This is a genomic window from Roseibium algicola (assembly GCF_001999245.1).
Taxonomy (GTDB): Bacteria; Pseudomonadota; Alphaproteobacteria; order Rhizobiales; family Stappiaceae; genus Roseibium; species Roseibium algicola.
This window is the reverse complement of record NZ_CP019630.1, coordinates 3,980,332-3,994,667: the sequence shown is the minus strand read 5'-3', so window position 1 is coordinate 3,994,667 and position 14,336 is coordinate 3,980,332. Positions and strand designations below refer to the sequence as shown.

Sequence of the window (14,336 nt, the reverse complement as noted above, 5' to 3'; positions counted from 1 at the left end):
GTTCCTTACCTCCAGAGACCGCCTGCGGCGGCAAACAGCATGCCCCCGACAAACCCGAGAAGGATCGCCAGCAGCAGGATATGAACCTTGAGGTTGTTGCGGCTCTTTTCTCCAAGGACCTTCAACCGGTCATCGAAACCCTTCAGCGTCGTATCAAAACGCAGCAGAAAGACTTCCAGTTCCTTGACCTTCTGAGAGAGGTCGCCCTGGCCGTTTTTCAGAAGGGACATGGCTTCGCCAAGTTCGCCCTCGTTCGATGCCAGCGCATCGATCCGCTGTACCGTCTCGCGCAAGACCGCCGTTGCATCACGCTGGCCAACAGCGCTTTGGCGCTGCGCCACGATCAGCCGGTCGACTTTCTCCATCACCACTGCCAGAGGCATGGCGACGGCAGCTTCCGCGGCGCGTTCTTCTGCGCTCGGGCGCGGCAGCTTCAGTTGCGCTTCCCCTTTGGGGGTTTCCGCCACAACAGTCAGACCGCCAGGTGCTGCGGCAACGGCCTGGGGCAACTCGATGTCGAACGCATAATGGCCGTCGCCGATGCCGTTGCGCTTCAAGTCGATGCGCTGGGTTTCGGCAACCTTGCTGAGAACTCGCTCACCGTCGTGGAAGACGTGGATGGTCATGCGGTCGCTCGGGCTCGACGCATCCCAGGCCCAGCCGAGCAGCCGACCGTTTTCGAATGCATCGACACGCCCCTGAAGCCGCGCGGAAACGGCTTGTTCCTTGGCCTCCGCAACAGCTTGCGGCGGCTTGGCGTCCGATCCGGGCTTTACCTGTTCAAGAGGGGTTACACTCATTCCGTTTTCCTCAGGCAGCAGGTTCACGCGCCGCGGTTTGCGGGTCGGCAAACAGGCGCAGATATTGTTCGGCAACAGCGCTGACGGACGGCGGCTTGCGGATGTTGGCTGCAAGTTTCCGGTACTGCGCGGCATCTCCGGCAGCTGTCGCCATCGCGATTGCAAGGCCGACCGGATCGTTCTTGCGCACATGCAGGCCATCGACGCCGTCCCTGACGGCCTCGGCCATGCCGCCGACACCGCTGGTGATCACCGGCCGTCCGTGCTGCTGTGCTTCTGCAATGACCAGCGGAGCATTTTCCCACCACAGCGAAGGCACGACGACCCAGTCGACGGGTTCCATGAGACCGGCGACGTCATCAGGTTTGTAAGCCCCCAGGCGCTGCACTCTGGGTGCGGTTTCCTCAAACAACTTTTCGATGCGTTTGACGAATTCCTGGTTCTGGAAGGGAGCACCACCATGGACCCGCAGCTCGAATTCCATGTCCTTTTCCACCAACAGCTTTGCCGCCTGCAGCAGAACCTCGACGCCCTTCCAGGGGGTCAGGTTTCCGAAATAGCCGAACACGGTTTTGGGCGTGTCGTCAGCCGACCGGCTCTTGGCCGGTGCCGCGTCCGGCCTCCCATTTCGAATGATCCTGATTTTCTCCGGCGGCAGGCCCCAGCGCACATAAACGTCACGCAGAAACGCGCTTGGAGATACGAACTCGTCGACGGCCTCCAGATGCGTCTTGATGAACCGCTCGCGCAGACGCATGTCGTTCGGCTTTGCTTCGGGCAGGCACTTGCACAGTCCTCCCGACCCAAGCGCGGCACAGGCTTCGTCCGGGCTTTTCATCAGGACGCCGTCGTTGGCGCAGATCGCGTAATAGTCGTGCAGCGTCATAACGATGCGCACGTCGGGCAGCACCCGGCGGATAAGAACCGGCAGTTCGACACCGAACAGCAGCAGATGGTGGATATGGACCACATCCGGCCGGAAGCTTTCCAGCAGTGTCCGCATGTCCGGTACAAAGGCTTGCAGATCGATCTGGCTCATGTTGAACCGGTCGAAATGACCAGCCCACATCAGCAACTCGTCACCGCTGTCGCTGATCGCCTGAAAGCTGGTACCGGGATGCGGCTCGCGGTGCAGGTGGTTGGTCGCCCCCACAAACAGCGACTGGTGCCCGGCCTTGCGATAGGCCCTTGCCAGGTCAAGCGCGACCGTCTCCGTCCCGCCGGGGTGAAGATCCGGATGATTATGCGCGAAGACAAGGATCCGCATCAGGACACCCCCCGCGACGTTTTCACGGCAACGAAAAAGTCCTGGTAATGCGGAGCCCCGTTGCCGCCGCGCCAGTGCCCGAACCGCTTCAGGGCGATTTCGAATCCTGCCGTCTCCAACGCCCTGTCGAGGAAACCATCATCGAAGGCAACCGCTGCGAGCGGCGCTTGCGGGTTGCCGTACCAGGCAGGCCCTTCGCCGTCGCGTCGGAACACGACACGCGGGATCAAGCCTTCCCCGCGGTCCGGCGCAATCACGAAAGCCGACAGAAACAACCTGCCTCCCAGCTCCATGAGGCGCGAGATTTCGCGAAAATAGGGCAGGATCTCTTCCGACGGCAGATGGGTGACCACCGATGTCATGATGGCGAAATCGAACGAACCGTTGGCGAACGGCAGGGCAATCTCCGTGCCGCGGATATAGCCGTCGGGATTGTAGAGAGCGTTGGCGATATCGAGATGCATGAACCGGAAATTGGGATAGACCGACCCGATGTTGCGCGTGCACCATTGAATGCCCGCCGATGCCGGATCGATACCCACATACCGGGCGGTGTCCGGATCCAGATACTGGGTCAGGGGCACTGCCATCCGGCCAATGCCGCAACCGACATCAAGCACCCGCTCATGCGCGCGCAAGCCCCCAAGGTCGATAAAGTGACCCAGAAACTCCGTGCCGATGGCAAGATAGTCACCATCTCCGACGAAGTTGTCCTCGCTCGGGGGAACCGGCAGGAACCTGTTACGGCCGATGTAACCTTGCAGGTCTGCAATCCGCTCACTGCCGAGTGGGGATGTGACCAGACTGGTGGCATCCTTGATGAGAACCGGCGAATTCATGCACTCAGCCCTTTTTCACGCCGCTCCGCAGCTTCCATCAGGGCAACGATGTCGTCCTGCCAGCGGGACTGGTGGAGCCAGCGATTGTATTGAGAGGCGACACCGCGCGTGTAATCTTCGTTCTTGCGAATGGAAACACGCTCGAAGTGGTAGAGTTCGACGTCGCCCAGATAGTAGATCTTGCGATTCAACTTGCGGAGTTTCAGGCACAGGTCGCTATCTTCGTAGTCACCGACGATGAAGTCCGTCGTGAACCCTCCCACCGTCTCGAAATCGGCTTTCGACAGAACGAGGCAAGCACCGGTTACCCCCGGCACCTCGCGGGAGGTGCTGGCTTCCGGAAACTGACGCGGGAAACCCTTGTAGTAGTGATGGTTGAACCAGCGGCCCTTGTCGTCCTGGATGAACTTCAACCCGGCATGCTGAATGGCGTTGTCTGCATAGAGCAGCTTGCCGCCTACTGCCGCTACCTGCTCGTCCATCATCAGGCTGGCACACAGCTGTTCGAGCCAGCCGGCCTCGACCGGCACGACATCGGAATTGATCATCGCCAGATAGCGCCCGCGCGCCGCTTCCGCACCTGCATTGCAGGCAAGCGCATAGCCGCCGTTACGTTCCATCACGACGAGCCGAACGGGAAGGCCATAAAGAAGATGGAACCCGGCGAGCAGGTCCTCCACATGGGTTACCTGCTCCGGAGAATCGAGCACGAAAATAACCTCGGCGTTCTCCGCCAGCCAGCTGTCGGCGGAAAACGCTGCAAGCTGCGCCTTGATGAACTCGAACACCTTGTAAAGCGGGATCACGATCGACACGGTCGGATCGGCAAGCGGTTTGCCGAACAGAACTTCGGACGGTTCACCGACTGATTGCCGGAAACGCGACTGGATATCGGACAAGACATTCGACAGGCAGGTCGCCAGAACCTCATCGCTCGCATGGCGCGGTGTCACGACGGAAAGCGCCTTCGCCCTCGTGTCGGGAATGTCACCCGGCTGCGGTGGCGGCACCAGCAGTTCCCGCTCCCCCGATGCCAACCGGACTTCGAACCGGGGCTGCAGATTGTGTTGAAGCGCCCTGCCGACCGGCGCAAACGCGACAAAGCGCTTTATCGCGTAACCGCCCTGGGTTTCCGGCAGAACACCATCGAACGTGTGTAGTTCAAGCGCAACCGGACCGGCGTCACCGGCAAGAATATCGAGCCCCTGATAGACACGGGCGGGATCGCGCAGCCAGCCCCCGACCAGGACACCGGCTTCGCAGGCGACAGCGGTTTCCACTGCACAGAAGGAGCCGGTCTCTGACAGCGAGCCATGACGGCGCGCCGGCAAGGGATCGCTCACCTGCAGGTCCCGTATGGCCGCACGCGCCTCATCGGATTTGGCGCCGATGTCCGACACCAGGTAGTCCCGCACTTCCGGCAGCTTGCGCGAATTGGTAGCCCACCATGCACCGACAGTGCGCTTCACGTTGTCGGTAGCCAGTTTCCGGATCGCCAGACCCCAGCTTCCGGACAGCACCAGAAAGCCGTTGGCAGGCGGCTGCGGCATGTCGACCGCACCGAGGAACAATCTGCTCTTGCCGCCATTGTACGGCGTGTTGCACGTTCCGCTATCCAGCCGCAGAACACCCGTATCACCGATCACGACCGCTGTTTTGATGTCGGTGCTGTCGCTGTTGATGAGAGTTTCCAGCAACCGGACGGAACCGATGCTCGCGACAGCATCCACAACCGGCGGTGCATCGTTGACGGAGCGCAGCAGCTCTTTTGCAAAATTGACGAAACTGCGGGAGCGCCCCAGCCGGAACATGCCGGACCAGGCGCTCAGGAAAGTCGTGACGAAAACGGCGCAGGCGGCCTGACTGAGCCCGTTGGTAATGGCAAAGGCATCGGCGGCAGGACCAGGCTTTGCGGCGTCGACAGAAAGCGTCGCCTCGGACCCGACCGCGCCGGCGCTCAACTTCAGACTGAGCCTGGTTTTTTCCTTCAGCGAAACAGCCCATACGACTCGCGACCGGCCATCAAGCCGGTTCAGCCGGACACTCGCAATGGAGCCGAAGGACTGCCCCCCCTGCTCCACAAGCCGGGGCGCAGCATTTACCTGATGCGCCGGATCCCAGACAAGAAGAAGAACCTCCGGCGTAAGTTGGAAATAATGCGGGGACTCAAAGTCCGCCTCGGCGTATTTGCCCAGGGTCTCGAGCATCTTTGTCCATCACTGTTCTAAGGCCTGAGTTGCGGACGGCCACAGGCCAAAGGCCGGTACCCGGGCACACGGACGACCGCGTGCCCGGGTGCGGGATCATCAGGAAACGACGATGTAGCCGTCAGGATTGTCCTGAAGATCGTCGGCATCGACGTTGTTGAGCGTGACGGTATCGCCGTTGCCGAGATCGATGACCGTGTTGTTGCCGACCTGGGTCGCCCGTGCGGCGACATCGGCAGCAGAGGAAACGCCGGTATCGTTGATGTTGCTCGAGATCTGCACCAGATCGCCGACCTGGAAATCCATGACGATGTCGTTGCCGCCACCGCCGGAGAACACGAAGACATCGTGGTCGCCACCACCGAACATCAGATCGTTGCCGGCGCCGCCGTCAATGATGTCGGTTCCTTCGCCACCGAAAATGATGTCGCCGCCGGCACCACCTTCGATGTAGTCGGAGCCCGCTCCGCCGAAGATGGTATCGCTGCCTTCACCACCAAGAATGACGTCTTCGCCACCTTGCCCGAAAATCTTGTCGGCACCCTCTCCGCCGACGATCAGATCTCCACCTCGGCCGCCGAAGAGGAAGTCGTCCCCTTCATTGCCGAGCAGAACATCCGATGAGCCCAATCCGAATATGAAATCCTGAGCATTTGTACCTTGCAGGAAATCCTGAAAAGCACTGCCTTCAATCGTGGCCATGTAGCTAACTCCTGAAGTTCGCCTCGTTACATTTGACGCCCCGCGAACCGCGGCACACCGCACTGCACAAACCCCGTATTTTTGCAGCGCGAGAAGTACAATACACAATTACTAATCTCTTCAAAGGGACGAATAGTGAAAAAAATAAGGCAATATTTTGAAGGAGATAAACTAATTCTACTTTTCATTTAATAGTAGTTCGAAAATACAATTCCTTTACGTTTATTTTATTTCGAAATTCAAAATAAAATCAATGAAACCACATGATCCCCCATAGATTGAAATCCAATTTCTGCGATTTTTCAGATGCTTGAAACCGCCCGCACTTCATGCCGAAACAGCACTCAACCGCCTCGCCGGGAAATTGAACGACATGGTAGTTTTGCAACGCACTAATCGCGTTAAAGGTGCAATTTTCGCACTGCACCAGGAAAATACCCCCACGCTCGGAATGGACCGGGGCTTCGAAAAAGCAACGGGCGGTCAATGCCACCCGTCGTTAAAAAAATTTGTTGGAGCACAAAAAAAAGCGCGTCAGTCTTCCCGGAAAGCTCGATCAAGGCTTTGCGTGATCGGCTCGAGCAGGTAGTCCATTGCCTTGCGAGCACGCCGGATAATCAGGACTTCAGCCGGCATGCCCGGGTAAAGCGTCAAGGCGGGCTTGCCATCCAGCTCTTCGGAACGAACCTGCGCGCGCACGATGTAGAAGGCCGCTTGTGTCTGGGGATCGACGGTCTGGTCGGCAGCGACATAGGTCACCTCCCCTCCCAGCGGGCTGGTGTTCTGCCGGTCATAGGCAGTCAGTCGGATACGCGCCTCCGAGCCGACACGAACGGTATCGATGTCGTTCAGGTTCATCCGAACCTCGACAAGCATCTTCTCGTCTCGCGGAACGATATCCATGATCGCCTTGCCAGGCTCGACCACCCCTCCCGGTGTCCGCATCTCGATGCTGGAGACAATACCGGCCTGAGGGGAATGGACCACCAGTCGGTCGAGGACATCCTGCGACGAGATGATCTGTTCGTTGGTGAGGTTCAGTTCAAGCTGAGCCTCGAGGATCTTTCCGGCAATGTCGCTTTGCCATTCCTGTTCGGCCTGCAACAGGGCAACTTCCGCACCCTGGCGCGCCTTTTCCGCACGCGCCTTCTGGGCCTCCAGCTCACCGCCGTCGCCAATCATCTCGCTCAGTTCCAGCTGAACTTCGCTAAGCATGGCTTTTGACGTGAACCCTTTCTTCTCCAGACCACTGAGGGCGTCGACACGCTCCTCAAGCAACTTTCGCCGGTGCCCGGTGGCTTCGATCTGGGCCTGATTGGCCTCGATCTGCGCCACATATTGCTCCATCTCCTTCTGCTGAAAGGCGATCTTGCCCTCGTAGACCTGACGGCGTTTTTCGAACACCCCCTGTTCGGCCGCCACCACTTCAGCGATCAGGGGCTCGCTGCTGTTCTTGAGCTCTTCCGGAAATACGATTTCTTCCGACAGGTCCCGCTCGGCCCTGAGGCGGGCCAGTCTCGCCAGCAAACTGGTCCGTTTGCCATGGAGCTGCGCCAGCTCGGCACGTGCGCGTGTGTCGTCCAGCTCCACCAACGGCTGGCCGGCATCCACGAAATCCCCTTCCTGCACGAGCAACCGGCGCAGGATTCCACCTTCCAGATGACTGATGGTCTTGCGCTTGCTGTCGACAATCACCTTGCCGGTGGCAACCGCCGCACTATCGAGATCGGCGGTAAATCCCCAAAGCAGAAATCCACCAAAGCCGATCGAAACGGCCAGAGCTGCCGCCAGAAGTGGTTTGCGCAAGCTTGGCGGGCGCGCATCGTCCGCCTTGAGGGCGGCCATCCAATAAGCCTGGCCTGTTCCGGTCGCCGCCTCGGACGAAGGTGTGGCAACCGGCGGCTTTGCCTGCTCGGAACGCTCGCTCATGCCACTTCTCCACTCGTCGGCAGGGCACGGGGTGCGGCAGGTGCCGGCAGGCGCCTGGAAATACTGCTGACGACATCCGTCCGGTCACCGAACTGGCCGATCCGGCCATCTTCCAGCACCAGTATCTTGTCGGCCGCCTCCATGATCGCCGGTCTGTGCGCGATGACGATGACGATAGCGTTGTCCTCCTTTGCCTGCGAAATAGCACGCAACAGGGCAACTTCCCCTTCCGTATCCAGATTGGCATTGGGTTCGTCGAGCACGAGCAGGCGCGGCCGTCCGAACAGCGCACGCGCAAGGGCGACACGCTGCTTTTGTCCGCCTGACAAGGTGTAACGGTTGTCACCCACGGGCGTATCGTAGCCGAGTGGCATCCGGCCGATCATCTCGTGAACGCCTGCAGCACGTGCCGCATCGATCACCATCTGAGGATCGGCATCATACATGCGCGAGATGTTGTCCCGAACCGTTCCATCCAGAAGAGACACCGACTGCGGCAGATACCCGACCATCGCACCAAAGGATGCCCGCTCCCACAGATAGGCGTTGTGCCCATCAAGAAAGACGCCGCCCGTCGTGGGCTGAAGAACACCTACAAGCAGACGGGCCAGAGTCGACTTTCCGGCTGCCGACGGGCCGACAATGCCAAGAACGTCACCGGGTTCGAGCGTGAACGAAATGCCCTTGATAACAGGCACCGGTGCGTTGGGCGGCGCATAGACCAGCTTGTCGATCTTGAGCGATCCCTGGCTGGGCGGGGTCGGCACGGTCTGGCGAAGCGAGGAGTGGTTCTCCAGAACCTCGCGCACCCGGCCCCAGGCGGTTGATGCGAACACCCACTGGCGCCAGTTTTCCGTGAGATTGTCGAAAGGGGTCAGCAAGCGCCCCATCAGGATGCTTGCGGCGATCATCGTGCCGGCAGTCACCTCTCCCTTGATGACAAGATCCGCGCCAAGCGCCAGAACCGCGATCTGCATGCCAAACCGGAGGCTTCGCGTCAGCGCGTGGATTGCCTTGCCGCGCCGGCTTCCCATTGCCATCAGTTCAGTGGCATGGAGCTGCCCCTTGCGCCAACGGCGCGTCAGGGCAGGCATCAACCCCATTGCCTCGATCGTCTCTGCGTGACGAAGCGTGGAGGCGATCGTCGCGACATTCTGCAAGTTGGCGGTGTTCGCTTCCTTCAACAGCGAGCGTGTCGTCATGTCGGAGAGAAGGTTGAGCCCGATCAGCGTAATTGCTGAAACAACAGCCAGCAGCCCGTAAAGCGGATGCAGGGCAAACAGCACAATCAGGAACAGCGGCACCCACATGGCTTCCAGCGGTGCGCTGATGGCGTTGCTGGTTATGAAGGTGCGAAGATCGTTCAGGTCTCGCAGCACTTCGGAGGCCATACCGCCCCCCTTCTCCAGCGAGGATTTCACGCCTGCCTCGATTGCGGTCAGGTTGAGACGCCGAACCAGTTCGCTCCCCATCACCTGGAAAATCTGGCTGCGGATAAATTCCAGAATCGCAAAAAGCATCAGTCCGCCACAGGCGATGATCAGCAACATTGTCAGGGTATCGAGGCTCTGACTGTTCAGAACCCGGTCATGAACCTGCAGCATGAACAGCGGAACGATCATCTGCAGCAGCGTGATGAACCCACTCAGAAGCGCCGCTGCGGCGAGACCGGTTGCAAAGGTGACTCGAGCCTCTCTTATGAGACGGAACGGATCGATTGCGTCCGGTGTTGTCTTTTCAACCATTCAAGATTCTCCGAAGCCTCAACCGATAGGTGTGTTCGCACGTGCGAAAAAAAGAGCGATTGCCCAGAAAACGACACATCTTTTCCATAGGAATGACGAAAGCATATAGACTAACTTGGGGTATCTAGTGCCTTTAATTATGGCAATCGATTGGCAAAGAGAAGAAATGCAAAAACAAAACTAATAAATGCATCAATGTGCATAGACAGGGAGCAGAATAGCGATGAAATTATTTCGAATTTAGTTCGAATGTAGGTGGGAGTTTGGGGCAAATGCACAAAGTCTTAGAAGACGCAACAAGGGACATGAATGGGCACGTTTCGCGGACTGAACCTATGGTTGAAGAATCCATCAATCATTCAGCATACGGGGAAAGGGAAAGGATCGCGGCTCCGGCGTCGCAAGCGAACCATTTCGAACTCGTAAGAGTCATCGAACGAATGTATCGGCGCTACCTTGACCGCCTCCGCGTCGATCTGATCCGAATAGGCGCGGACGACATCTCTCCCGCCCATGCCATGTTGCTTTTCACCATCGGTGACGACGACCTGTCCGTGCGGGATCTGATGGACCGCGGTCACTATCTCGGATCGAATGCGTCCTACAGCCTCAAGCAACTTGTCCAGTCCGGCTACGTCGACCGAACGGCTTCGGCACGGGACCGGCGCTCAGCCCGTATCCGTCTGACCGACAAGGGAAAAATGCTTTGCAGAGCCGTGAAGGCAGCCGACGAGGTCAATCAGGACCAGATCGTGCGATCCGAACAGGACCTGAAGGCTCTCGAGGAAACATTCGCACTGCTGCGCAAGCTTGAAGTCCTTTGGGCAACGGACCTTCAACAATCCCCCTTGCGTCTGGACGGCACCCGTTTCTGATCGAAGGTTTGGCACATGCATATCGTGTTCGTGCACCGGCATGGGCCCGGGCAGTTCGTTCATCTTGCCCGACGTCTGATCGCCGATGGCTGGACTGCCACGCTCATATGCGAATCTCTGGACCGGCCGGTGCCGGGCCTGCGTGTGCTGCGCTATGCCGGTGGCACCCGGCAGGCGGGCAACGCAGATGGACGGCCTTCCGTGCCCTACATCGAGGCAGGCCGCAAGGTTGCCGATATCCTGCACAAGCTGGACCTGAACGGCCACAAGCCCGACATTGTTATGGGACATATCGGTTGGGGCGGCATGATGTTCGTCAAGGATGCCCTGCCGGATGTACCTGCCATCGGTTTCTGCGAATATTACTTCCAGCCGCAGGGCGGAGACGTCGGGTTTGCACCTTCCGACGAGATGTCACTGCAGCAGCGCCAGACCATGAGGCTCCGCAACGCCATCCAGCTGTCCACTCTGGACCAGCTCGATGCCGGCATCAGCCCGACGGCCTGGCAGAAGAGCCGCTATCCCGCAGAATACCGGTCAAAGATCCTCGTGCAGCATGAAGGTATCGACACGACCCGGGCTCGCCCCGACGCGATGGCCGGATTTCGCCTGCCGGACGGCAGGCACCTGACCGCGGGCGATCCGGTGGTCACCTTCGCGGCACGTGACCTGGAACCCTACCGCGGCTTTCCGCAATTCATGCAGGCAGCAGCACTGGTCGCCCGCGAAAATCCGGAAGCCAGGTTCGTTGTTGCCGGTGGCGACGGCGTCAGCTACGGACGCGCACCGTCTCGTGGCGACACATGGCGCAACCGGCTTCTTCAGGAAACCGGCCTTCCACCTGATCGGATCCACTTTCTGGGCCAGATCCCGCACAAGGATCTCCTGAGCCTATTTCAGGTCTCTGCAGCCCATGTCTACCTGACCTACCCGTTCGTGCTGTCCTGGTCATTTCTCGAAGCCATGGCCTGCGAGGCACCTGTCATCGCGTCCAAAACCGCTCCGGTTCAGGAAGTCGTTCGAGACGGGGTCAACGGCAGGCTCGTCGATTTCTGGGACACGAAGGCAATCGCTGCCGAAGTTTGTTCGGCGTTGCTGTCTCCGGCAGACCGGCAGGCCATGCGCCGGGCGGCACGCCGGACCGTTGTAGCCAGATACGAATTGTCAGCCTGCGTCCTGCGCCTGCAGGCGCTCTTGAGCAAGCTGCCGAACCGTTCGGCGCAACGGCAGTCCCGCCTTGGACCAGTCGCCGGAAGGCGCAACGTGGTGACGGAGTGGAACCGGGTATGAAGGGAATTGTTCTTGCCGGCGGCGCCGGGTCCCGCCTGTTTCCCATGACGCTGGCAAGCTCGAAGCAGCTTCTGCCCGTCTACGACAAACCGATGATCTACTACCCGCTGACCACGCTGATGCTTGCCGGCATTCGAGACATTCTGATCATCTGCACACCGCGGGACCTGAGCGCGTTCCAGCGCGTCCTCGGCAAGGGAAACCGCTGGGGTCTGAACCTGTCCTACGCTGTCCAGAAGCACCCTGCAGGCATCGCCCAGGCATTCCTGATCGCGGAAGACTTTCTGGGCGGGGAACCGTCGGCCCTCATTCTGGGTGACAACATTTTCCACGGCACCGGCCTGTCGGAAAAAATGCTGGCGGCCCGGAGAAACGAGACCGGCGCAACCATATTCGCCTATCAGGTTCATGATCCCGAACGATACGGCGTTGTCGGCTTCGACAGTGCAGGCAAGGCTGCCTCAATCGTTGAAAAACCGGTTGCCCCGCAATCGGACTGGGCGGTGACCGGGCTCTATTTCTACGATGCCAGGGTTGTCGACATCGCCCGGACCCTCACCCCATCCGCACGCGGCGAACTTGAAATCACCGACATCAACAGGGCCTATCTGGAAAGCGGTGACCTCAGCGTCCAGATGCTGGGCCGGGGCTATGCCTGGCTGGATGCAGGAACACCGGAATCGCTCCTGGAAGCAGCCTGCTTCATCCAGACACTGGAATCCCGCCAACGCCTGAAGATTGCCTGTCCTGAAGAGGTCGCATTCTACCAGGGCTGGATCTCAAGAGGTGATCTCGAAGCCCTGGCGAGCGAGATTTCAGGCACGACCTACGGCCGTTACCTGAACTGGATCGCCAGGGAAGCGGCAAAAGCGCAATATGAACCTGCAAGCGCCCTGGCCTCGTGAGAAGCGTCAGAAGCGCGCCGTGATCGAGGCCTGCAGATTGAGGTCCCCGGCTTCCGTTTCTCCTGCGTCCTGCAGGGCAACGCCCGCGATCAGGTTTGCTGTCAGATTGTCTCCAAGAGCATAGTCGAAGCCGGCGCCGACACCGGACAGTGTCGCATTGTCGTCTGTGGCGTGATCGATCCCGAAGCCGATATCGGCAAACAGATAGGCAGACAGACTGTCGTTTGTCAGTGATTGCGGCCAGCTTTCAGGCAGGTTGCCGGCAAGCGGCGAGAAGGACGGCAGACGCAATTCGTTCCGCCAGATGACACCGCTGTCCACGCTGGCATCATCGTAGTTATAGCCACGCACAGCATATCGCCCACCAAGCGAGATCCGCTCCGTATCCGGCAGCACCTGCCCGGCGAGCGTACCCGAGAGGGCACTTACCCAGAAGAACCTGTTCGGAAGAGACGTTGTCCGGCTGATGTCTGCCGCAAGATACGCATAGTCGACCGACTGGACACGCCCGTTGGTAAAGGTCTGCCAGGTGGTTGCCGCATTTCCCTGGAGAACACCTCCCGGATTGGCCTTCACCCTGACATCCACTGCCGTGCGGCCAAGGCGGTCATCGAACGAATTGCTCCAGCCAAGCACCATCTGGAACAGATCCGCGGCACCGTCGGCAACCGCGACGCCATTGAAGAAGGTTGTCCGCTCCAGACGTTTCAGCTCGACGCCCGTGTAGATATCCCCCCAATAGCGCCCCGGCAGGAGATTAGAGACGGCAGACCTGTAGATGATCGGCAATTCGTAGGTGGTGTTTTCAAAGTCGAAAAAGCGATTCGGCGTCTCGCGTGACGCAACCATTGCCGGTGCGATTTCAAGACTTTGCCGGGCCCACGTCGGAATGGTGAGCCTGCCTGCGTGGGACACATAGGAGGGGTAGTCGCCTTCACGCGGAATGACAATTCCCGGATCGCTCCAGATGTCGTCGCTGGCCGTCATCTGGTAGGAAAGCCAGGGGCCGCCCGGAAAGGGAAGACGCGCATTGCCACCCAGAAAATACCGGTCGCGTCCTGTGTCCTGCGATCCGGAATTGGACCACCCCGCAAACACCTGCCACGGCCTGCCTTCATCGATCGTGACTTCGAGGTCGCTGAGCGCAGCATCCTCGCCCGGGCGAAAGACCCCACCCGCCCGCCTGTAGGGGGAGCGGTTCAACCAGCCGAGATCCTCTTCCAGTGCGCGCGCATCGATACGCCCACCGGGGTTGATCCGTAGCCGCGCGCGGATCTCCTCGGCGTCGCGCTCGTCGAGCCCCTGAACCGTCACGTTGCCCGACTTGAACTCGATCACCCTGACCTGCAGCACCCCGCCGGTTATTTCCTGCGGTGGCAGGGTAACGGATACGAACGGATAGCCGGCATCCTTGTAAACGCGGGCTATGGCAGCCTGGATTTCCCCCGCAAGGGCGAGGGAAAGCGGCTTGCCGAGATACTCCGACAGCACGGCATCCAGTGCGGCCTGATCGAAAGCAGCCGCCGGACCGCCGATGCCCTTTGGAGCTCGGCCTGCCACATCGTCGGACTGACCGATCAGATAAACGCCGGCCAGGTCAACGCCGAGTGGTGACCTGTCGGTGGCACCGAAGTCCTGGGGGGCGACGTCCAGCGAGACCGGCTCTCCGGGTTCGGCAGCAGGCAGGTTTCTCTCAAGAGCCTGCTGGGCGAATGAACCTTCGGAAACGAGCGCAAGACCGGCCACCAGGGCCGCAGTTATCGTATGTCTTGTCATG

General features: G+C 59.8%; 11 protein-coding genes. 3 read left to right on the top strand and 8 right to left on the bottom strand.

The genetic code is table 11. The features are described from left to right. Positions 1 to 5: 5 nt before the first annotated feature. The 7 genes from B0E33_RS18395 to B0E33_RS18365 form a co-directional block, all read right to left on the bottom strand. Positions 6 to 800, bottom strand: coding sequence for a hypothetical protein (locus B0E33_RS18395; protein ID WP_077291991.1), 795 nt, complete (start codon positions 798 to 800; stop codon positions 6 to 8). A gap of 10 nt (positions 801 to 810) precedes the next feature. Beyond that, on the bottom strand, positions 811 to 2,067 hold the full coding sequence (locus tag B0E33_RS18390; protein ID WP_077291990.1) for a glycosyltransferase family 4 protein: 1,257 nt from the start codon (positions 2,065 to 2,067) through the stop codon (positions 811 to 813). Continuing rightward, positions 2,067 to 2,906 (bottom strand): class I SAM-dependent methyltransferase, encoded by an 840-nt coding sequence (locus tag B0E33_RS18385; protein WP_023003326.1) that lies wholly within the window; start codon positions 2,904 to 2,906, stop codon positions 2,067 to 2,069. Before B0E33_RS18385 ends, B0E33_RS18390 begins: the two co-directional genes overlap by 1 nt. Further along, a complete protein-coding gene (locus tag B0E33_RS18380; protein WP_077291989.1) occupies positions 2,903 to 5,113 on the bottom strand; it encodes a glycosyltransferase family 2 protein in 2,211 nt (736 codons plus the stop codon). The genes B0E33_RS18385 and B0E33_RS18380 overlap by 4 nt, the downstream gene beginning before the upstream one ends. A gap of 99 nt (positions 5,114 to 5,212) precedes the next feature. Beyond that, positions 5,213 to 5,815, bottom strand: coding sequence for a calcium-binding protein (locus B0E33_RS18375; RefSeq protein ID WP_023003324.1), 603 nt, complete (start codon positions 5,813 to 5,815; stop codon positions 5,213 to 5,215). Between the two features lie 534 nt (positions 5,816 to 6,349). After that, positions 6,350 to 7,744: an HlyD family type I secretion periplasmic adaptor subunit gene (locus tag B0E33_RS18370; RefSeq protein ID WP_208992246.1), complete on the bottom strand. Its 1,395-nt coding sequence runs from the start codon at positions 7,742 to 7,744 to the stop codon at positions 6,350 to 6,352. Then, a complete protein-coding gene (locus tag B0E33_RS18365) occupies positions 7,741 to 9,489 on the bottom strand; it encodes a type I secretion system permease/ATPase (protein WP_023003322.1) in 1,749 nt (582 codons plus the stop codon). The genes B0E33_RS18370 and B0E33_RS18365 overlap by 4 nt, the downstream gene beginning before the upstream one ends. A gap of 440 nt (positions 9,490 to 9,929) precedes the next feature. On the opposite strand from B0E33_RS18365, the gene B0E33_RS18360 reads away from it, so the two are divergent. Genes B0E33_RS18360 through rfbA form a run of 3 tightly spaced genes read left to right on the top strand, consistent with a single transcriptional unit; the run spans position 9,930 to position 12,559 of the window. Next, entirely contained in the window at positions 9,930 to 10,364 is a 435-nt protein-coding gene (locus tag B0E33_RS18360) for a MarR family transcriptional regulator (protein WP_228148025.1), read from the top strand. A gap of 15 nt (positions 10,365 to 10,379) precedes the next feature. Further along, positions 10,380 to 11,654 carry a glycosyltransferase gene (locus B0E33_RS18355; protein ID WP_077291988.1) on the top strand — a complete coding sequence of 425 codons (1,275 nt, stop codon included), beginning with the start codon at positions 10,380 to 10,382 and terminating at the stop codon, positions 11,652 to 11,654. Next, positions 11,651 to 12,559, top strand: coding sequence for a glucose-1-phosphate thymidylyltransferase RfbA (rfbA, locus tag B0E33_RS18350; protein ID WP_075282398.1), 909 nt, complete (start codon positions 11,651 to 11,653; stop codon positions 12,557 to 12,559). The genes B0E33_RS18355 and rfbA overlap by 4 nt, the downstream gene beginning before the upstream one ends. Positions 12,560 to 12,565: 6 nt before the next feature. Here the strand turns inward: rfbA and B0E33_RS18345 are convergent, their stop codons facing one another. Continuing rightward, positions 12,566 to 14,335, bottom strand: a complete 1,770-nt coding sequence (locus B0E33_RS18345; protein WP_077291987.1) for a ShlB/FhaC/HecB family hemolysin secretion/activation protein — start codon at positions 14,333 to 14,335, stop codon at positions 12,566 to 12,568. Position 14,336 lies beyond the last annotated feature (1 nt).

What these genes read in the sequence shown, in the direction of transcription:
- B0E33_RS18395 (WP_077291991.1), bottom strand. Translation starts at nt 800, where the DNA reads ATGAGTGTAACCCCTCTTGAACAGGTAAAGCCCGGATCGGACGCCAAG.
- B0E33_RS18390 (WP_077291990.1), bottom strand. Translation starts at nt 2,067, where the DNA reads ATGCGGATCCTTGTCTTCGCGCATAATCATCCGGATCTTCACCCCGGC.
- B0E33_RS18385 (WP_023003326.1), bottom strand. Translation starts at nt 2,906, where the DNA reads ATGAATTCGCCGGTTCTCATCAAGGATGCCACCAGTCTGGTCACATCC.
- B0E33_RS18380 (WP_077291989.1), bottom strand. Translation starts at nt 5,113, where the DNA reads ATGCTCGAGACCCTGGGCAAATACGCCGAGGCGGACTTTGAGTCCCCG.
- B0E33_RS18375 (WP_023003324.1), bottom strand. Translation starts at nt 5,815, where the DNA reads ATGGCCACGATTGAAGGCAGTGCTTTTCAGGATTTCCTGCAAGGTACA.
- B0E33_RS18370 (WP_208992246.1), bottom strand. Translation starts at nt 7,744, where the DNA reads ATGAGCGAGCGTTCCGAGCAGGCAAAGCCGCCGGTTGCCACACCTTCG.
- B0E33_RS18365 (WP_023003322.1), bottom strand. Translation starts at nt 9,489, where the DNA reads ATGGTTGAAAAGACAACACCGGACGCAATCGATCCGTTCCGTCTCATA.
- B0E33_RS18360 (WP_228148025.1), top strand. Translation starts at nt 9,930, where the DNA reads ATGTATCGGCGCTACCTTGACCGCCTCCGCGTCGATCTGATCCGAATA.
- B0E33_RS18355 (WP_077291988.1), top strand. Translation starts at nt 10,380, where the DNA reads ATGCATATCGTGTTCGTGCACCGGCATGGGCCCGGGCAGTTCGTTCAT.
- rfbA (WP_075282398.1), top strand. Translation starts at nt 11,651, where the DNA reads ATGAAGGGAATTGTTCTTGCCGGCGGCGCCGGGTCCCGCCTGTTTCCC.
- B0E33_RS18345 (WP_077291987.1), bottom strand. Translation starts at nt 14,335, where the DNA reads ATGACAAGACATACGATAACTGCGGCCCTGGTGGCCGGTCTTGCGCTC.